At 71.3% G+C, this 16,916-nt stretch carries 13 protein-coding genes and 1 other RNA gene; 10 read left to right on the forward strand and 4 right to left on the reverse strand.

Annotated elements, in window-relative coordinates:
* Positions 1 to 8 precede the first annotated feature (8 nt).
* Together OG303_RS29905 and OG303_RS29910 are read right to left on the reverse strand one after the other, a co-directional pair.
* Positions 9 to 1,391, reverse strand: a complete 1,383-nt coding sequence (locus OG303_RS29905) for an ABC transporter substrate-binding protein (protein WP_405872204.1) — start codon at positions 1,389 to 1,391, stop codon at positions 9 to 11.
* A gap of 259 nt (positions 1,392 to 1,650) precedes the next feature.
* Positions 1,651 to 5,274 carry an FHA domain-containing protein gene (locus tag OG303_RS29910; protein WP_405877560.1) on the reverse strand — a complete coding sequence of 1,208 codons (3,624 nt, stop codon included), beginning with the start codon at positions 5,272 to 5,274 and terminating at the stop codon, positions 1,651 to 1,653.
* A 354-nt stretch (positions 5,275 to 5,628) separates the two neighbouring features.
* On the opposite strand from OG303_RS29910, the gene OG303_RS29915 reads away from it, so the two are divergent.
* The 4 genes from OG303_RS29915 to OG303_RS29930 all read left to right on the forward strand — a co-directional run bounded on the left by OG303_RS29915 (position 5,629) and on the right by OG303_RS29930 (position 10,896).
* The gene (locus tag OG303_RS29915; protein ID WP_405872205.1) at positions 5,629 to 7,293 is read left to right on the forward strand and encodes a serine/threonine-protein kinase; all 1,665 of its coding nucleotides are present in this window, start codon (positions 5,629 to 5,631) and stop codon (positions 7,291 to 7,293) included.
* Between the two features lie 155 nt (positions 7,294 to 7,448).
* On the forward strand, positions 7,449 to 8,690 hold the full coding sequence (locus tag OG303_RS29920) for a serine/threonine-protein kinase (RefSeq protein WP_405872207.1): 1,242 nt from the start codon (positions 7,449 to 7,451) through the stop codon (positions 8,688 to 8,690).
* 195 nt (positions 8,691 to 8,885) lie between these two features.
* Positions 8,886 to 9,992: a peptide chain release factor 2 gene (prfB, locus tag OG303_RS29925; protein ID WP_405872208.1), complete on the forward strand. Its 1,107-nt coding sequence runs from the start codon at positions 8,886 to 8,888 to the stop codon at positions 9,990 to 9,992.
* 304 nt (positions 9,993 to 10,296) lie between these two features.
* Positions 10,297 to 10,896 carry a hypothetical protein gene (locus OG303_RS29930; protein ID WP_405872210.1) on the forward strand — a complete coding sequence of 200 codons (600 nt, stop codon included), beginning with the start codon at positions 10,297 to 10,299 and terminating at the stop codon, positions 10,894 to 10,896.
* Positions 10,897 to 11,001: 105 nt separating this feature from the next.
* Here OG303_RS29930 and OG303_RS29935 read toward each other — a convergent pair whose 3' ends face one another.
* Entirely contained in the window at positions 11,002 to 11,193 is a 192-nt protein-coding gene (locus tag OG303_RS29935) for a hypothetical protein (protein WP_133931420.1), read from the reverse strand.
* A 293-nt stretch (positions 11,194 to 11,486) separates the two neighbouring features.
* Between OG303_RS29935 and ftsE the strand changes: the two genes are divergently transcribed.
* The 6 genes from ftsE (at position 11,487) to OG303_RS29965 (ending at position 16,590) form a co-directional block, all read left to right on the forward strand.
* Positions 11,487 to 12,176, forward strand: a complete 690-nt coding sequence (gene ftsE / locus OG303_RS29940) for a cell division ATP-binding protein FtsE (RefSeq protein ID WP_405872212.1) — start codon at positions 11,487 to 11,489, stop codon at positions 12,174 to 12,176.
* 36 nt (positions 12,177 to 12,212) lie between these two features.
* Positions 12,213 to 13,133, forward strand: coding sequence for a permease-like cell division protein FtsX (ftsX, locus tag OG303_RS29945; protein ID WP_405872214.1), 921 nt, complete (start codon positions 12,213 to 12,215; stop codon positions 13,131 to 13,133).
* 67 nt (positions 13,134 to 13,200) lie between these two features.
* The gene (locus OG303_RS29950) at positions 13,201 to 14,379 is read left to right on the forward strand and encodes a S41 family peptidase (protein ID WP_405872215.1); all 1,179 of its coding nucleotides are present in this window, start codon (positions 13,201 to 13,203) and stop codon (positions 14,377 to 14,379) included.
* Positions 14,380 to 14,436: 57 nt separating this feature from the next.
* A complete protein-coding gene (gene smpB / locus OG303_RS29955; protein ID WP_405877562.1) occupies positions 14,437 to 14,982 on the forward strand; it encodes an SsrA-binding protein SmpB in 546 nt (181 codons plus the stop codon).
* 126 nt (positions 14,983 to 15,108) lie between these two features.
* Positions 15,109 to 15,495: a transfer-messenger RNA gene (gene ssrA, locus OG303_RS29960) on the forward strand.
* Between the two features lie 114 nt (positions 15,496 to 15,609).
* Positions 15,610 to 16,590: an alpha/beta hydrolase family esterase gene (locus tag OG303_RS29965; RefSeq protein ID WP_405872216.1), complete on the forward strand. Its 981-nt coding sequence runs from the start codon at positions 15,610 to 15,612 to the stop codon at positions 16,588 to 16,590.
* 27 nt (positions 16,591 to 16,617) lie between these two features.
* On the opposite strand, the gene OG303_RS29970 is transcribed toward OG303_RS29965, so the two are convergent.
* Positions 16,618 to 16,905, reverse strand: coding sequence for a hypothetical protein (locus OG303_RS29970; RefSeq protein WP_405872218.1), 288 nt, complete (start codon positions 16,903 to 16,905; stop codon positions 16,618 to 16,620).
* Positions 16,906 to 16,916 lie beyond the last annotated feature (11 nt).

Consider the following 16,916-nt stretch of genomic DNA (forward strand, 5'->3'; position numbering starts at 1 on the left):
GGCCGCCGTCAGCCGGCCGCGTAGGCCTTGGCCGCGTCGGCTTCCAGCTTCTGCTGGGTGCCGGCGACGTCCTTCGGGTTGCGCAGGAAGTCCTGCAGGTCCTTCCACTCACCGACGCCCGCCGTACCGCCGAAGGCGGCCGGTGCCTGGTCGGACATGTCGAACCGGAAGTTGTCACCGGCGTCGATCAGCGCCTTGGCGATCTGGCGGGTGATGGCGTCCTTGTACGCGGACTGGTCCATCTCCTTGTTGGGGGAGAGGATGCCGCCCTGCGCCGCCCAGATGTCGGCCGCGTCCGTCGAGGCCAGGAAGGTCAGCAGCGCCTGCGCGCCCTTGCCGTCCTTCAGCGCCACGGCCACGTCACCGCCGCTGACCACGGGCGACTCGCTGCCGACCGCCGGGAAGGGGAAGACCTTCGCGTCCGTGCCCATCTTCGCCTTGGTGTCGGCGTTGATGTTCGCGGCCACGAAGTCGCCCTCGAAGACCATCGCGGCAGGAGTGGCGCCGGAGAAGGTCTGGGTGACCGACTTCGGGAACTCCGTGTTCAGCGCGCCCTTGGTGCCGCCCGCGATCAGGTCGTTCTTGCCCCACAGCTGGGCCAGCGTGGTCAGGGCCTCCTTGACCGACGGGTCCGTCCACTTGATCTTGTGCGCGGCCAACTGGTCGTACTTCTCGGGGCCTGCCTGCGAGAGGTAGACGTTCTCGAACCAGTCGGTGAGTGTCCAGCCGTCCGCGCCGCCGATCGAGACGGCGGGCGAGCCGGCGTCCGACAGCGTCTGCGCGGTGGTGAGGAAGTCCTTCCACGTCTTGGGCGTCTGGGTGATGCCCGCCGCGTCGAAGGCCTTGGTGTTGTACCAGACCAGGGACTTGTTGGCGGCCTTGGCGTAGATGCCGTACTGCTTGCCCTTCCAGGCCCCGAGGTCGACCCAGCCCTTGCTGAAGTTCTTGTCCAACTGGGCCTTGGCGTCCGCGCCGAGGGGCTTGAGCCAGCCCTTGTCCGCGAACTGGTGCAGCACACCGACCTGGGGCAGGAACGCGACGTCCGGCGGCTTGCCGCCCTGGATCTTGGTACCGAGGAAGGTGGAGGTGTTGTTGCCCGTCGGCACGAAGTTGACCTTGGCGCCGGTGCGCTTCTTGAACTCGTCGAGGACCTTCAGGAAGTTCTCCTGCTCGGGTCCGGTCCAGACGGCGGCGACCTCGAGGGTCTGGCCGTTGAGCTTGGGGAGCGTGACGGTGCTGCCGCTCTCGCTCGCGTCCGAGCCGCCGCCGTTGTTGCTCTTGTTGTCGTCGCCGCCGCATCCCGAGAGTGCCAGCGCGAGCGCTGCCGCGAGGAGGGCGGCTGCGGGTTTGGCGGCCCTGCGTGTCCGGTTCTTGGTGCTCGTGCTGCGCATCACTGCCCCGTTCTTCGATCTTCGTCGAACGTCGAGCGCTGTCCCGTGCGATCTGGTCTACGCCCGTCGGAATGGGTCGGCAAGTGTGCGTCCTGTGTCAACCGGGGGATCGTGACCGCCTCGTGACCAGGCACCCGTCGTGGGTGTGACCGTCCCTGGGGGCTGTGCCCCCAGACCCCCCTTCGGCCTGAACGGCCTCGTCCTCAAACGCCGGACGGGCTGGGTTGAGGACAAAGGAGTGAGGGCAAAGGGGTGAGGGCTAAAGAAGGGACGGGACCTCCGTTGCCGAGACCTCCCGTGTCGCCCTTTCCAGCGCGCTGGCCAGCAGTGCCAAGTCCGTTGGGCCGTTGCCCAGTTCGCGTACGGGGCGGCGGGTCGGTGGGTCGCCCATGCGTTGCCAGTCCAGGGGGACGACCGTGGGGCGCTGGGTCGCCGTGCGGGGGATGCGGCCCGTGACGCGGCCGCCCTGGAAGGCGGTTGCCCGGCCGTCGGACCAGGTCATGCGGCCGCGGCCGGGTGCCGGTTCGTCAGGGCCCGCCGCCGGGGCGTCGAGTGTCACCCGCAGGGTGGCCCGCCGTGCGGGTTCCGTGTCCGCCGTACGGCCCCCGGGGGCGGTCGCGGCCACCAGGTGGACGCCGAGTCGCTCGCCCTCGCGGGCCACGGCCTCCAGTGCGCGCATGACGGATCCCGCGGCCGGGCGGCCCGGTGAGCCGAGTGCGGGGGAGACCAGCGCGTCCAGGTCGTCCACGACCACGACCAGCCGGGGCAACGGCGGCGCGGCCTCCGTCTGTCGGCGTGCCGCCCCGGGGCGCAGCCGCATCGTCGAGCTGGGCGGGGTGTCCAGGTCGCCGGTCGCGGTCGTTCCGGTCGCCCGCTGGGAGACGATGCGGCCCGACAGCTCCCGGCCCGTGTGCCACTCGGCGAACTGGCAGCGGCCCAGCAGCTCGGCCCGCCGCTTCAGCTCCGCGCTGAGGGACTGGGCGAACTCCCGCATGCGGACAGGGTCGTTGGCGGTGAGGTGGGTCGTCACGTGCGGGACGTCCGTACAGACCCGCAGGCCGTCGCCGTGTCCGCCGCCCGTGCCCGCGCCCACGCTGTCCCGGCCGTCCATCAGGACGATGCCGAGGCGGTCGGGGCGCTCGGCCGCGGCCAGCGAGGCGACCACGGCCCGCAGCAGTTCCGTACGTCCGCTGCCCGCCGGGCCCTCGATCAGCAGGTGCGGGCCGTCGGCGGCGAGGTCCGCGCAGACCGGGCCGCGCGGACCGGCGCCGAGCACGGCCCAGGCCCGCCCGCCGAGCGCCCGGGCGCTGTCCGCCGCGTCCGCCCAACGGGCCATCAGCGACGCAGGGGTGGCCCTCGCGAGCCCCAACTCGTCCAGCAGCCGCGCCGCTTGGGGCAGGGGCACGGAGACGCGTGCGTGCCGTTCGGTGCCTGAACCGTCCGTCCTGAGCGGCGCCAGTGCCCGCGCGAACCGCTCGGCCCAGGGGAGCGAGACGGCGTCCACGGCGGCCACGGTGCCGGGGCCTATGGGGCCCGCGTGCGGGGGCGGTGCGGTCGAGGTGGTCGTGGCGGTCGGTGGGGCGGTGGCCGGGGTTATGGGCGAGGGCAGGCGCATCGTGTGCGTCTCGGTCGGTGCGGCGGGTTCCCTGGGCCCGGTCGGTTCCGCCGTGTCCGGCGCTCGGCCCGCGGTCCCGCTCCCGGGTGTACCGGCGCGGGCGACCCGCATCAGCCGCAGCGCCGTCGCCACGTCGCCGCTCAGCAGCGCGACCGCGCCGCAGTCCCGGAACACCGGTGCCACCGCGCACGCCGCCTCGTACGTCTCCGTCACCGGTGAAGCCGGCGAGGCGGACACCGTCTCGGCGAGGCAGACGACATGGATTCCGGCCCGGGGGCCCTCCAGCGCCAGCCGCGCCACCGCACCGCGCACCGCGGCGCCTCCGGGGTCGCCGTCCACGACGACCACGGTGTACGGCCCGGCGAAGCCGTCCGCCTCCTCCGCGCGGTCGTCCTCACGGGCCCAGGAGGGCCGGTGGACGGCACCGCGGGACACGGCACCGCGGGACCGGGGCTCGCCGCCGTTCCGGATTTCCGCCTCCTGGTCCTCCAGGCGTCGGAGCAGTTCGTCGGTGCGGGCCGTGGCCTGCTCGCGGTCGTAGGCGAGGAGGAGACGGCAGTCCTGGCCGTGGCCCGGGCGCAGATGGGGGAGCCAGCCGAGCCAGGACCAGTCGGCGGTGCGCTCCTGAAGGGAGCGGGAGCGGTCCGCCGTGATCAGGACGATCTCCAGGGCCTCGGGCGAGTGCAGCGCGGCGAGCTGGGCCACCACCGCCCTCGCCAGCCCGGACAGACGGGCGCGGGGGCCGGCCAGTCCCAGTGCCCCGGCCTCGCGCAGATCCGCGGTCACCGGCACCGCGGGCAGCAGCCCGGAGCCGTCGGGTGCCGCCCGGTCCGCTGTGCCGAGCCGCACCGTGAGCGCCTCCGGGTGCCCCGGTCCGCGCTCCCACAGCCGCGGGCCCGGGCCGAGCGCCGTCAGCAGCAGTGCCGCCGGGTCGGGCCAGGCCTCCGGAAGCTGGGGGCCGGTGAGCGGCGCGGGCCCCGCCGTCGTATCGGCGGTGTCGTCCTCGTCGTACGCGTCGTGCTCCGGAGTGACCTGGTTGCCGCGGCCGCCGGCCAGTCGCCGTGCCCAGGCCGACAGGCCCCCGCGCCTGCGCAGGCCCGGCGGTACGTCCGTGCCCCGGAGGGGTGTTCCTTTGCGCCGGCCGGTTCCGGAGGCCTCCGCGCCCTCGTCGCCACGCGTGCGTGCGTGGGAGGGGTCGCTGTCGCTCGCCGTGCCATGAGCGGCAGGGGCCGTAGCGGCGGATGTGTCCCACGCGACCGCGCCGAAGTGCCCGGCGTGGGTTTCCCCGCTCCCTCCGAGCCGGTCCGTCCCCTCTGTGTTCCTGTCTGTCTGCCCGTCTGTCTTCCCTGTGTTCCTGTCCGTCTTCGTGCTTTCGATCCGCGGTGCCCGGCCCTGGAGCGGTACGACGGTCGGTTCGACGGAGCCGTGTCCCTGGGCGGCGGGGACGCCGCGGGAGGGTGTGGCCGTGTCGCCGTCGGCCACGCGCGCGTGCGGCGCTTGCGCCGCTGTCTCCCCGCCGGCGGGGGCCGGCGGGGCCGCGCCCCGCTGCCCACCGGCGACCTCGGTTCCGCGCTCGCTCCCGGAGGGAACCCGCACATGCCCTTCGCCGTCCGGAGTAGTCGGCACCCGGGCACCCGGCCCTCCGGCCGGAGCGACCCGCAGCGCCGACTCCCCGATGCGCAGCAGCCCGCCCGGCGCGAAGCGCACCCGGCGGGCGCTCACGCGGGTGCCGTCCAGCGTCGTGCCGTTCGTGGAGTCGAGGTCGGCGACCGAGACGTGGCCGTCGGCCGCGACCGTGACCGCGCAGTGGAGGCGGGAGACGTCCGGGTCGTCGAGCGGGACGTCGGCGTCGGCGGAGCGGCCGATGCGGATCTCGCCGCCGTGCAGGAGGTGGACGCCGCCCGCGTCGGGGCCCGCGATCACATGCAGCTGGGTCGGGGCGTCGTCCAGCTCCGGGTGGGGCTCGGGCTCGGCCGGGGCGCCCAGGGAGAGCACCGCGCCGTCGATCAGCGGGGGCTCGCCGAGGGTGCAGCGCCGGTCGTCCAGGCGCTCCGCGCCCGCGAACAGCACCACCGGGCCGCCGGACTCGCGGGTCCGCTCGGGCTGGCCGGCGCTCCCGTCGCCCGCGACCGCCGAGGCCAGTGCCGATGCCACCGCGGACAGGGCCGTGCCGGCGGGCGCCGTGACCAGCACGTCGCAGCTCGCGGTGCGGCCCCGCGCCCGGTCGGGCGGGCCCAGCGGGTCTACGACGGTCAGCCGGATCTGCATCGCCGTCAGCGGTCCCTTCTGCGCGGGCGCGGACATCCCCACCCCCACCACGAGCACATCGGCCAGTACTGCACGCATCCTCGCACCTGCCACTGACAACGTGCCCGCCGCTCCGGGGCAAGTGATCTTGATTGGTCGGCTCTGCCCGTAAAAGTGCCTGACAGATGACGTACCGGAGACCGCTTGAGATCGGTCACGTCTGCTTCGGGCAACCGGCCGACCGAGTCGAGCGTCTTTCCTTCGAACATGCACGGGGAGGCGTACGTAAGACGCTGGGACGGCGACAGGTGGGTGCCGCGCGCGGCGGCACTACAGTGGGTCGGAACGGTAAGCAAGCAGCAGGGAGCACATGACGTGCGGCCGGTAGGCAGCAAGTATCTGCTCGAGGAGCCGCTCGGACGCGGCGCCACGGGCACCGTCTGGCGGGCCCGCCAGCGAGAGACCGCGGGGGCCGAGGCCGCCGTGCCCGGTCAGCCCGGCGAGACCGTCGCGATCAAGGTTCTCAAGGAAGAGCTCGCGAGCGACGCCGACATCGTGATGCGGTTCCTCCGAGAGCGCTCGGTCCTGCTGCGCCTGACCCACCCGAACATCGTCCGGGTCCGCGACCTGGTGGTCGAGGGTGATCTGCTGGCGCTGGTCATGGACCTCGTCGAAGGCCCCGACCTGCACCGCTACCTGCGCGAGAACGGCCCCTTCAGCCCCGTCGGCGCCGCCCTGCTCACCGCCCAGATCGCCGACGCGCTCGCCGCCAGCCACGCCGACGGCGTCGTCCACCGCGACCTGAAGCCCGCCAACGTCCTGCTCAGGCAGAACGGCGGGCAGATGCACCCGATGCTCACCGACTTCGGCATCGCCCGCCTCGCCGACTCCCCGGGCCTCACACGGACGCACGAGTTCGTCGGCACGCCCGCGTACGTCGCGCCGGAGGGCGCCGAGGGTCGCCCGCAGACCTCCGCCGTCGACATCTACGGCGCCGGCATCCTGATGTACGAGCTGGTCACCGGCCGTCCCCCCTTCGGCGGCGGATCGGCCCTGGAAGTCCTGCACCAGCACCTGAGCGCCGAGCCCCGCCGCCCCTCGACCGTCCCCGACCCGCTGTGGACGGTCATCGAGCGCTGTCTGCGCAAGAACCCGGACGAGCGGCCCAGCGCCGAGAACCTCGCGCGCGGGCTGCGCGTCGTCGCCGAGGGCATCGGCGTGCACGCGAACCCCGCGCAGATCGCCGCCGCCGAGGCCGTCGGGGCGCTGCTGGTCCCCGACCCGGCACCCGCGGCAGTCCCCGGCTCGGCCGACCCCACGCAGGTGCTGCCCCAGGGCGCGGCTTCGTACGACCCGAACGCCGCGACCAGCTATCTGCCGCACACCGGCGGACCGGGCCCGGTGGGCGCCGCCGACCCCACCGCCGTACTCCCGAACACCGGGGCCGCCGACCCGACCGCCGTCATGCCGCCGGTGCCGCAGGGTCAGCCGGGGCAGCAGCCCGAGCAGCCGCACCCCTGGCAGAACCAGCTGCGCGCCGCCCGCGACCGCAACGAGCAGACACAGGTCCAGCAGTACCTCGACCCCAACCAGGACCCGCTGCGCCGCCGCCCCCAGCGGCAGGTCGCCCGCCCGCAGCAGCGGCCCCAGCAGCCCCAGCAGCAGAGGCCGCAGCAGCGCCCGCCGCAGGGTTACGGCTATCCGCAGCAGCAGCCGCAGCAGTACGCCCCGCCGCAGCACCAGCAGCCTCAGCGGTACGCGCCTCCGCAGCAGCCGCAGCAGCCCGCGCGTGAGCCCCGGCAGCCGCGGCAGCGCAGCGCGAACCGGATGAAGATCCCCGGTCTCGGCTGCCTGAAGGGCTGTCTGTTCACGATCGTCATCCTGTTCGTCGCGGGCTGGCTGGTCTGGGAGTTGAGCCCGCTCCAGGAGTGGATCGGCACGACCAAGAGCTACTGGCAGCAGCTGACCGCCATGTTCGACACCGTGACCGGCTGGATCGGGAAACTGAGCGACCTGGGCGGCGGCAGCGGCGGCAACTGAGCAGCGAGCTTGGTGATTTGTCGACACCTGGCGGGTGATTTCCGTCTCCGCAGTGAAGGTTGGCTCTTCTGGCGCGTAGTTTTGTCGGCTGGGGGTCCGGGGGTTGTCCCCCTGGATGGCGCAGCAGCGATCGACACGCCTCGGTAGGAGCAGTCTTGGCACGGAAGATCGGCAGCCGGTACACCGCGAACCAGATCCTGGGGCGGGGCAGCGCCGGCACGGTGTGGCTGGGTGAGGGACCCGAGGGTCCCGTCGCCGTCAAGCTGCTGCGCGAGGATCTCGCGTCCGACCAGGAACTCGTCGGACGCTTCGTGCAGGAGCGCACGGCGCTGCTCGGCCTGGACCATCCGCACGTCGTCTCTGTCCGCGACCTGGTGGTGGACGGCAACGACCTCGCGCTGGTCATGGACCTCGTCCGCGGCACCGATCTGCGCACCCGCCTCGACCGCGAGCGGCGACTCGCGCCCGCGGCGGCGGTGGCGATCGTGGCCGACGTCGCGGACGGCCTCGCGGCCGCGCACGCGGCGGGGGTCGTGCACCGGGACGTCAAGCCGGAGAACGTACTGCTGGACATGCAGGGGCCGCTCGGCCCGGGCGGTTCGCACCCGGCGCTGCTGACCGACTTCGGCGTCGCGAAGCTGATCGACTCCCCGCGCCGCACCCGTGCCACGAAGATCATCGGTACGCCGGACTACCTCGCCCCGGAGATCGTGGAGGGCCTGCCCCCGCGGGCGGCGGTGGACATCTACGCGCTCGCGACCGTCCTCTACGAACTGCTGGCGGGCTTCACGCCCTTCGGCGGCGGTCACCCCGGTGCCGTGCTGCGCCGGCACGTCACGGAGACCGTCGTCCCGCTGCCGGGGATTCCGGACGAACTGTGGCAGCTGCTCGTGCAGTGCCTGGCCAAGGCACCGGCCTCGCGCCTGCGGGCGTCGGAGCTGGGCGCCCGGCTGCGGGAACTGCTGCCGCTGGTCGCGGGGATGCCTCCGCTCGACGTGGACGAACCGGACACGGAGCCGGAGGAGGAATCGGAGGCGGCGCCCGGAGAGGCCGCGGCCCCGGCGCGCGAGCGGGTACGGCGGGGCGCGGTGCCGCTGGTACCGGGCGCGAAGCCGGCCGACTCCAACCGGGACACGCATACGTCGATGAGGGTGCCGGCGCCCGACGAGCTGGCCGGGGGTGCGCGCGGGACGGCCCGGGCGCCGCGGGCGGCGGGAGCGCCGCGGCCCGGGTCCGCCCGGCACCGGGCGGTGACGCGAAGACGGCGGTTGGTGCTGGGGGTGGCCGCGGCCCTGCTGGTGGCCGCGGCCGGCGTGGGCACGTGGCTGGCCACCTCGGGCGACGACGCCGGGGCGACCCCCCAGGACACGAAGAACTCGGCACCGGCTTCGCCGTGACGGGCCCCTTCGAGCGCCGGGTCGGCACTCTCGGCCCGTCCGGCGTTTGAGGACGAGGCCGTTCAGGCCGAAGCACCCGTCCCGAAGAAGCAGCCCCCAGGTCACGCCCACTGCGGCGCCGGGTGCCTCGCCGCCTTCCTCGGCGGCGGCAGCCACCCGGCGCTCCCCGCTTGGCGGAGCCGTTACGCTGGAGGCGTGGCAGTCGTCGATGTTTCCGAAGAGCTCAAGTCCCTCTCCTCGACCATGGAGTCGATCGAGGCCGTTCTGGACCTCGACAGGCTGAGGGCAGACATCGCCGTGCTCGAGGAGCAGGCGGCCGCGCCGTCCCTGTGGGACAACCCGGACGAGGCGCAGAAGATCACCAGCAAGCTGAGCCATCTGCAGGCCGAGGTCAGGAAGGCCGAGGCGCTGCGCGGCCGGATCGACGATCTCGCGGTGCTCTTCGAGATGGCCGAGGAGGAGGACGACCCGGACACCCGTGCCGAGGCCGAGTCCGAGCTCGCCGCCGTCAGGAAGGCGCTGGACGAGATGGAGGTCCGGACCCTGCTCAGCGGCGAGTACGACTCCCGCGAGGCGCTCGTCAACATCCGCGCCGAGGCGGGCGGCGTCGACGCCGCCGACTTCGCCGAGAAGCTGCAGCGGATGTACCTGCGCTGGGCGGAGCAGAAGGGCTACAAGACCGAGATCTACGAGACGTCGTACGCCGAAGAGGCCGGCATCAAGTCGACCACCTTCGCCGTGCAGGTGCCGTACGCCTACGGCACGCTCTCGGTCGAGCAGGGCACCCACCGGCTCGTGCGCATCTCGCCCTTCGACAACCAGGGGCGTCGCCAGACCTCCTTCGCGGGCGTCGAGGTGCTGCCCGTGGTCGAGCAGACCGACCACATCGAGATCGACGAGTCCGAGCTGCGCGTGGACGTGTACCGGTCGTCCGGGCCCGGCGGCCAGGGCGTCAACACCACCGACTCCGCGGTGCGCCTCACCCACCTCCCCACCGGCATCGTCGTCTCCTGCCAGAACGAGCGCTCGCAGATCCAGAACAAGGCGAGCGCGATGAACGTGCTCCAGGCCAAGCTGCTCGAACGGCGTCGCCAGGAGGAGCAGGCCGCGATGGACGCCCTCAAGGGCGACGGCGGCAACTCCTGGGGCAACCAGATGCGGTCGTACGTGCTGCACCCGTACCAGATGGTCAAGGACCTGCGCACCGAGTTCGAGGTCGGCAACCCGGAGGCCGTGTTCAACGGCGAGATCGACGGGTTCCTCGAGGCCGGAATTCGCTGGCGCAAGCAGCGGGAGAAGTAAGTTTGTCGACAAGGCAACTGTCGTCCTCCGGGCGGCAGTTGCCTTTTGTGTGCCCGCTTCCGCTTGCGATGTCTGGGTTTTACATCACACTCACACGCTTCAATGCCCGGCATTGAGCCCGTAGTTGGACATTGCGCTCGCAATGGGCTTGACGTTGCTTTGAAAAATGGGAAGGGTGAAGCGTGGCATGCGTATCTCTGGGGCGCATGTGAACCGGGGGGCTTTCACGTAGCTGTCCCCGTCGATCACGGCCTGCCCCTGAGCGCCGCCTCAATGACGATGAGCTACTGGGGGTAGCAACCACATGACGAAGAAGACGCGGATCCGGATCGCGCGGGTGGCCGCCTGTGCCGTGATCGCCGCGGGCGCCTCCCTGACCGCCGCCGGCGCCGCTTCCGCGCTGGACATCGGCGTGAGCGTGGACGACAGCGGTGTGGGCGTCAGCGTCAACACCGGCCTCGACGACCCCACGGACCCGCCCACCGGGCTGCCGACGGAGCCGACCGGGCTGCCGACGGACCCGCCGACCACCGAGGACCCCACCGACGAGCCGACCGAGCCCACGGAGGAGCCCACCGAGCCCACCGAGGAGCCGACGCAGCCGACCGAGGAGCCCACGACCGCGGCCCCGACCGACGGCAGCGGCAATGGCAGCACCGGCGGCAACAACAACACCGACCCCGACGGCGGTTCCGACAACTCCGCGCAGGAGGAGGGCTCTTCGGCCCTCACCGACACCGGCTCGTCCGACACCTCGGCCCAGGGCAGCGGTGCGCAGCTCGCCGAGACCGGCGCCGGGCAGACCACCTTCCTGCTGGTCGGTGCCGCCACGATGATCGCCGGCGGCATCGGCTTCCGCATGCTGCCGCGTCTGGTGAACGGCCGCGGCGGTGCGGCTGCCTGACGGTAGCCGTCCGTACACGGAACGTGTACGACGACGTACGACGAGGGGCCCGGAGCGTGCAACGCTCCGGGCCCCTCGGGCGTCTGTGTGCCCCTGTGCCGCGCGCTATGCGGTCTGGTGCGCCAGCAGCGCCACCGCTGCGATCAGCACCGCCAGCAGCGCGATCAGCGCCATGGGGTTGAGCCCCGCCAAGAAGTTCTCCTGTTGCAGCCGCTCGCGGTTCGCGCGGCACACGGGGCACCGGCCCTCGCTCACGGGCGCCGCGCAGTTCGCGCACACCAGCCGGTCGTACGTCATGCGCTCGCCCTCCTTGCGCCGGTTCCACGTAGACAACGTCCTCGGGGGCGAGAACGTTCCCCTACCTACTGTGCCAGGTTCCTCCGGAGGGTGCGCGGGGTCGCCCGCAGAGGGTGGGTGAGGCTCGTCTCTCGGTGCGGCCGCACCCCGATACGGCCCCGCGCCCCCTACGCCCGCCGACCTTCCCGGTACAAAAGGCGCAAGACCCACTCAACCTCTACCGTCGCCTGCGGTTGCACACCCGACTCGCGTATGGTCACGCACATCTACCCCCGGCGACCCGTGGTGCATCCGTGATCCGATTCGACAACGTCTCCAAGGTCTACCCCAAGCAGACCCGTCCTGCACTCAGGGATGTCTCCCTGGAAGTGGAGAAGGGCGAGTTCGTGTTCCTCGTGGGGTCCTCCGGCTCCGGAAAGTCCACCTTCCTGCGGCTGGTCCTCCGCGAGGAGCGGGCCAGTCACGGTCAGGTGCACGTCCTGGGCAAGGACCTCGCGCGCCTCTCCAACTGGAAGGTGCCGCACATGCGGCGCCAGTTGGGAACGGTGTTCCAGGACTTCCGGCTGCTGCCGAACAAGACGGTGGCGGAGAACGTCGCCTTCGCGCAGGAGGTCATCGGCAAGTCGAAGGGCGAGATCCGCAAGTCCGTGCCGCAGGTGCTCGACCTCGTCGGACTCGGCGGCAAGGAGGAGCGGATGCCGGGCGAGCTGTCCGGTGGTGAGCAGCAGCGTGTGGCCATCGCGCGCGCGTTCGTCAACCGGCCCAAGCTGCTCATCGCCGACGAGCCCACCGGCAACCTCGACCCGCAGACGTCCGTCGGCATCATGAAGCTGCTCGACCGGATCAACCGGACCGGAACGACCGTCGTGATGGCCACGCACGACCAGAACATCGTGGACCAGATGCGCAAGCGCGTCATCGAGCTGGAGAAGGGCCGCCTCGTCCGCGACCAGGCACGCGGCGTCTACGGCTACCAGCACTGACCGCGACCGTCCACGGAAAGGCCTGAAGAAGACGCCATGCGCGCCCAGTTCGTACTCTCCGAGATCGGTGTCGGTCTCCGCCGCAACCTGACCATGACCTTCGCGGTCATCGTGTCCGTCGCCCTGTCGCTCGCCCTGTTCGGTGGGTCGCTCCTCATGAGCGACCAGGTCAGCACCATGAAGGGCTACTGGTACGACAAGGTCAACGTCTCGATCTTCCTCTGCAACAAGAGCGACGCCGAGTCCGACCCCAACTGCGCCAAGGGCGCGGTGACCGACGACCAGAAGAAGGACATCCTCGCCGACCTGGACAAGATGACCTCGGTCGTCCAGAAGGTGAGCTACGAGTCGCAGGACGCGGCCTACAAGCACTACAAGCAGCAGTTCGGCGACTCCCCGCTGGCCAGCTCCCTCACGCCGGACCAGATGCAGGAGTCGTACCGGATCAAGCTCAAGGACCCGGAGAAGTACCAGGTCATCGCCACCGCCTTCGACGGGCGCGACGGGGTGCAGTCCGTGCAGGACCAGAAGGGGATCCTCGACAACCTCTTCGGGCTGCTGAACGGCATGAACTGGGCCGCCCGGGCCGTCATGGCGCTGATGCTCGTCGTGGCGCTGATGCTGATCGTCAACACCGTGCGGGTGTCCGCGTTCAGCCGGCGCCGGGAGACCGGGATCATGCGGCTGGTCGGCGCCTCCGGGTTCTACATCCAGGCGCCGTTCATCATGGAGGCGGCGGTCGCCGGGCTCATCGGCGGGACGGTCGCCTGCGGGTTCCTGGTGGTCGCCCGGTACTTCATCATCGACCACGGCCTGGACCTGTCCCACAAGCTGAATCTGATCAACTTCATCGGCTGGGACGCCGTTCTGACCAAGCTGCCGCTCATCCTCGCCACGAGTCTGCTGATGCCCGCGCTGGCCGGGTTCTTCGCGTTGCGCAAGTACCTGAAGGTGTGACGCATGCCAAGGGGGCCGTACGGTCAACCGGCCGTACGGCCCTTCGCGTTGTCCTAGACTCACCGGCATGTCAGGTCGTGACCTGTTCTGCCAGCCCCGCCGCATCCGCCGCGGGGCCGCCCTGACATTGGTCTTCGCGAGCGTGCTCGTGGCCGGCGCGGCGACCGGCTCCTTTCCCGAGGCCGACCGGAAGTCCGCGTCCGGCGCGGCCCGTTCGGCCGTTCCCGCCGGGCATCACGAGGAAGTGGCCAAGGCGGCCGAGGAGGCCATGGCCGACGGCAAGTCCCCCATGGAGGCCGCCGAGCGCGCCGTCAGCCGCAGCGGGGACCGCTGGGGCGCCGTCTACTCCCAGGGCGAGTACGAGGAGTTCGAGGAAGCCCTCGACGGTCAGTACACCGGGGTCGGCCTGTGGGCGCGACGCGAGCAGGACGGCCGTATCGAGGTGACCAAGGTGGCCTCCGGATCGCCCGCGGCCGCCGCCGGGATCCACCGGGGCGACCGGCTGCGCAGCATCGACGGCGAGAAGGTCGACGGGCAGCCCGTCACCGAGGTCGTCTCCCTGCTGCGCGGCGACGCCACCGACGCGCCCGCCGGTACGGCGGTGAAGCTCGGCCTCCAGCGAGGCACGCGCGCGTGGACCGAGACCCTGCGCCGGGCCCTGCTGTCCACGGACTCGGTCACCGTTCGAAAGCTCGCCGGCGGGGTCACCGTCATCAAGATCGCCGCGTTCACCAAGGGCACGGGCGACATCGTCCGCACCGCCGTACGGCAGGCACCCGTCGGCTCCGGGATCATCCTCGACCTGCGCGGCAACTCCGGCGGCCTGGTCACCGAGGCCGTGACCACCGCCTCCGCCTTCCTCGACGGCGGCCTCGTCGCCACGTACGACGTCAACGGCGAGCAGCAGGCGCTGCACGCCGATCCCGGCGGCGACACCACCAGACCCCTGGTCGCGCTCGTCGACGGCGGCACGATGAGCGCGGCCGAGCTGCTCACCGGCGCCCTGCAGGACCGCGGCCGCGCGGTCGTCGTGGGCTCCCGCACCTTCGGCAAGGGCTCGGTGCAGATGCCGAGCGAGCTGCCCGGTGGTTCCGTCGCCGAACTCACCGTCGGGCACTACCGCACCCCCTCCGGCCGCAGCGTCGACGGCCGGGGCATCACCCCCGACCTGGACGTCACCGCGCCGGGCCAGGCCGCCGTGGAGCGTGCCGAGACCGTGCTCGGCGGACTGGGCGACGCCGATTAAAGGCTGGCCCGGACACCCCTGCGTAGTGCGAAAATGGACAGCACTATGAGTAAGGGAATGTACGTACCGAAGGAAAACCAGCCCAAACAGGGCGGTGCGACGGTCGGCAAGGCCAGGGACGGCGAGAAGGGCGGCAAGCGCAAGATCGTCGCCCAGAACAAGAAGGCCCGGCACGACTACGCGATCATCGACACCTACGAGGCCGGGATCGTGCTCACCGGCACCGAGGTCAAGTCGCTGCGTGAGGGGCGGACCTCGCTGACCGACGGCTTCGTCCAGATCGACCAGGGCGAGGCGTGGCTGCACAACGCCCACATCCCGGAGTACCACCAGGGCACCTGGACCAACCACTCCGTGCGCCGCAAGCGCAAGCTGCTCCTGCACCGCGAGGAGATCGACAAGCTGGAGTCCAAGTCCCAGGAGACGGGTCACACGATCGTGCCCCTCGCCCTGTACTTCAGCAACGGCCGCGCGAAGGCCGAGATCGCCCTCGCCCGAGGCAAGAAGGAGTACGACAAGCGCCAGACGCTGCGGGAGAAGCAGGACCGGCGGGAGTCGGACCGGGCGATCGCGTCGGCGAAGCGGAAGCAGCGGGGCGCATAGCGGGCGCGTACCGAGCGGGAATACGGTGGCACGCGTGCGCGTTGGTCACGTACGATGGCACTGCACCTCACAGCGGGTGCGCAACCCTCTCCGGAGGGCCTCCTCGGAGGATTGAAAAAACAACATGGGGATGATCGGTTTCGACAGCGGCTGTTGAAACAGGGGAAGCGTGTCGAGGAAGCGGCAATGATCTCGTTAACCATATGTCGCAACCAATAATCGCCAATTCCAAGAGCGATTCCCGCGCCTTCGCCCTCGCTGCCTAATAAGCAGTGAGTGAAGGCCCTAACGGGTGTCAGCCCGGGAGTGTTCCCGACCCGGACCCTGGCATAATCTAGGGGACTAAACCATCGAGCCCGGTCACGGGGTTCGATGGGAAATCAAACAGTGACTGGGCCCGTCGGCGACTTGTTCGCGTGATCACCGGGGCCGAGAAAATCTCAGCGAACTGCACACGGAGAAGCCCTGATTCTGCACCGTTGGACGCGGGTTCGATTCCCGCCATCTCCACAATCTCCATGTTTGTCATGACGAGGGCCCGGTGGTCACAGACCACCGGGCCCTCGTTGTGTTTATGGGGTCCGGCGACATATCGGCGGCTGGTTCACGCTTCTACGGTCCCTCCCCATGACACAGACCAGAGCCGTACGTCACGTCACCGTCCTCGCGACTCTTCTGGTCGCGCTGATCGCTGCCTTCCTCACCCCGGGCAGAGCCGCTGCCGCCTCCCTTCAGGAGGTCACCGGGTTCGGGTCGAATCCCGGTGCGCTGCGGATGTTCCGGTACGTCCCCGACGGGCTGCCGTCCGGGCGGCCCGTCGTCGTCGCGCTGCACGGGTGCACACAGGACGCCGCCGGTTACGGGGCCGGGAGCGGGTGGATCCAGCTCGCCGACCGGTGGGGGTTCTCCGTGGTGCTGCCCCAGCAGTCGAGCGGCAACAACGCGTCGAACTGCTTCAACTGGTTCCAGAGCGGGGACATGGAGCGGGGCCAGGGCGAGGCCGCGAGCATCGCGCAGATGCTGGACCGGCAGCTCGCCGACGTCGGCGGGGACGCCTCGCGCGTGTACGTCACCGGGCTGTCCGCGGGCGGTGGCATGACCGCCGTGATGATGGCCGACTATCCGGAGAAATTCGCCGCGGGCGGCGTCGTCGCCGGGCTGCCGTACGGGTGTGCGCAGGCAGCCGGGTCGCCATGGGTGTGCATGTACGTCGGCGCCACGCAGACGGCGCAGCAGTGGGGCGACCGGGTGCGGGCGGCCCGGCCCGGGTACACCGGACCCTGGCCCACACTCACCGTCTTCCAGGGCACGGCCGACTACACCGTCAAGCCCGTCAACATGACCGACCTGATGAAGCAGTGGACCGATGTGCAGGGGGCCGACCAGACGGCGGACGTGAGTGACACCGTCGCCGGGTATCCGCACCAGGTCTTCCGGAACGCGAGCGGAAACGCCGTCGTCGAGACGTACAGCATCACGGGGATGGGGCACGGGCAGCCCGTCGACCCCGGCAGCGGCAGCGAACAGTGCGGGACCGCCGGGTCTTACATCCTCGACGTGAACCTGTGTGCCGCGTATCGGATGGGGCGCGCTTGGGGGCTGGGCTGACGGGCGCTCGGGCCGGCTGCCCCGGTGTCACAGGACGCCGGGGCAGGCGTGGTCGGCCCGGAGCTGGTTCCAGCTTGCTGTCGCCCGGGTCAAGTGGTCCGCGCAGTCGGCCAGTTGGGGGCGGTGGAAGCTGAGCGGCGTGGCGTCGCGGAGGGTGGCGCACAGGGCCGTCAGGTGGGTGAGGGCCGTGCCGAGCTGCGCGGCGGACGCGTCCAGCCAGTCCGCCAGTTGCTCGGGGTCCGCCGGTGGAGCCTCGCGGGTGAGACGGAGCAGTGCCGCGGTCGCGGTCTCGGCCTGTGTGGCTGCGGCTTCCATGACGGTCTCCC

Origin of the sequence: Streptomyces sp. NBC_00005, from assembly GCF_045160215.1 — a bacterium.
Taxonomy (GTDB): domain Bacteria; phylum Actinomycetota; class Actinomycetes; order Streptomycetales; family Streptomycetaceae; genus Streptomyces.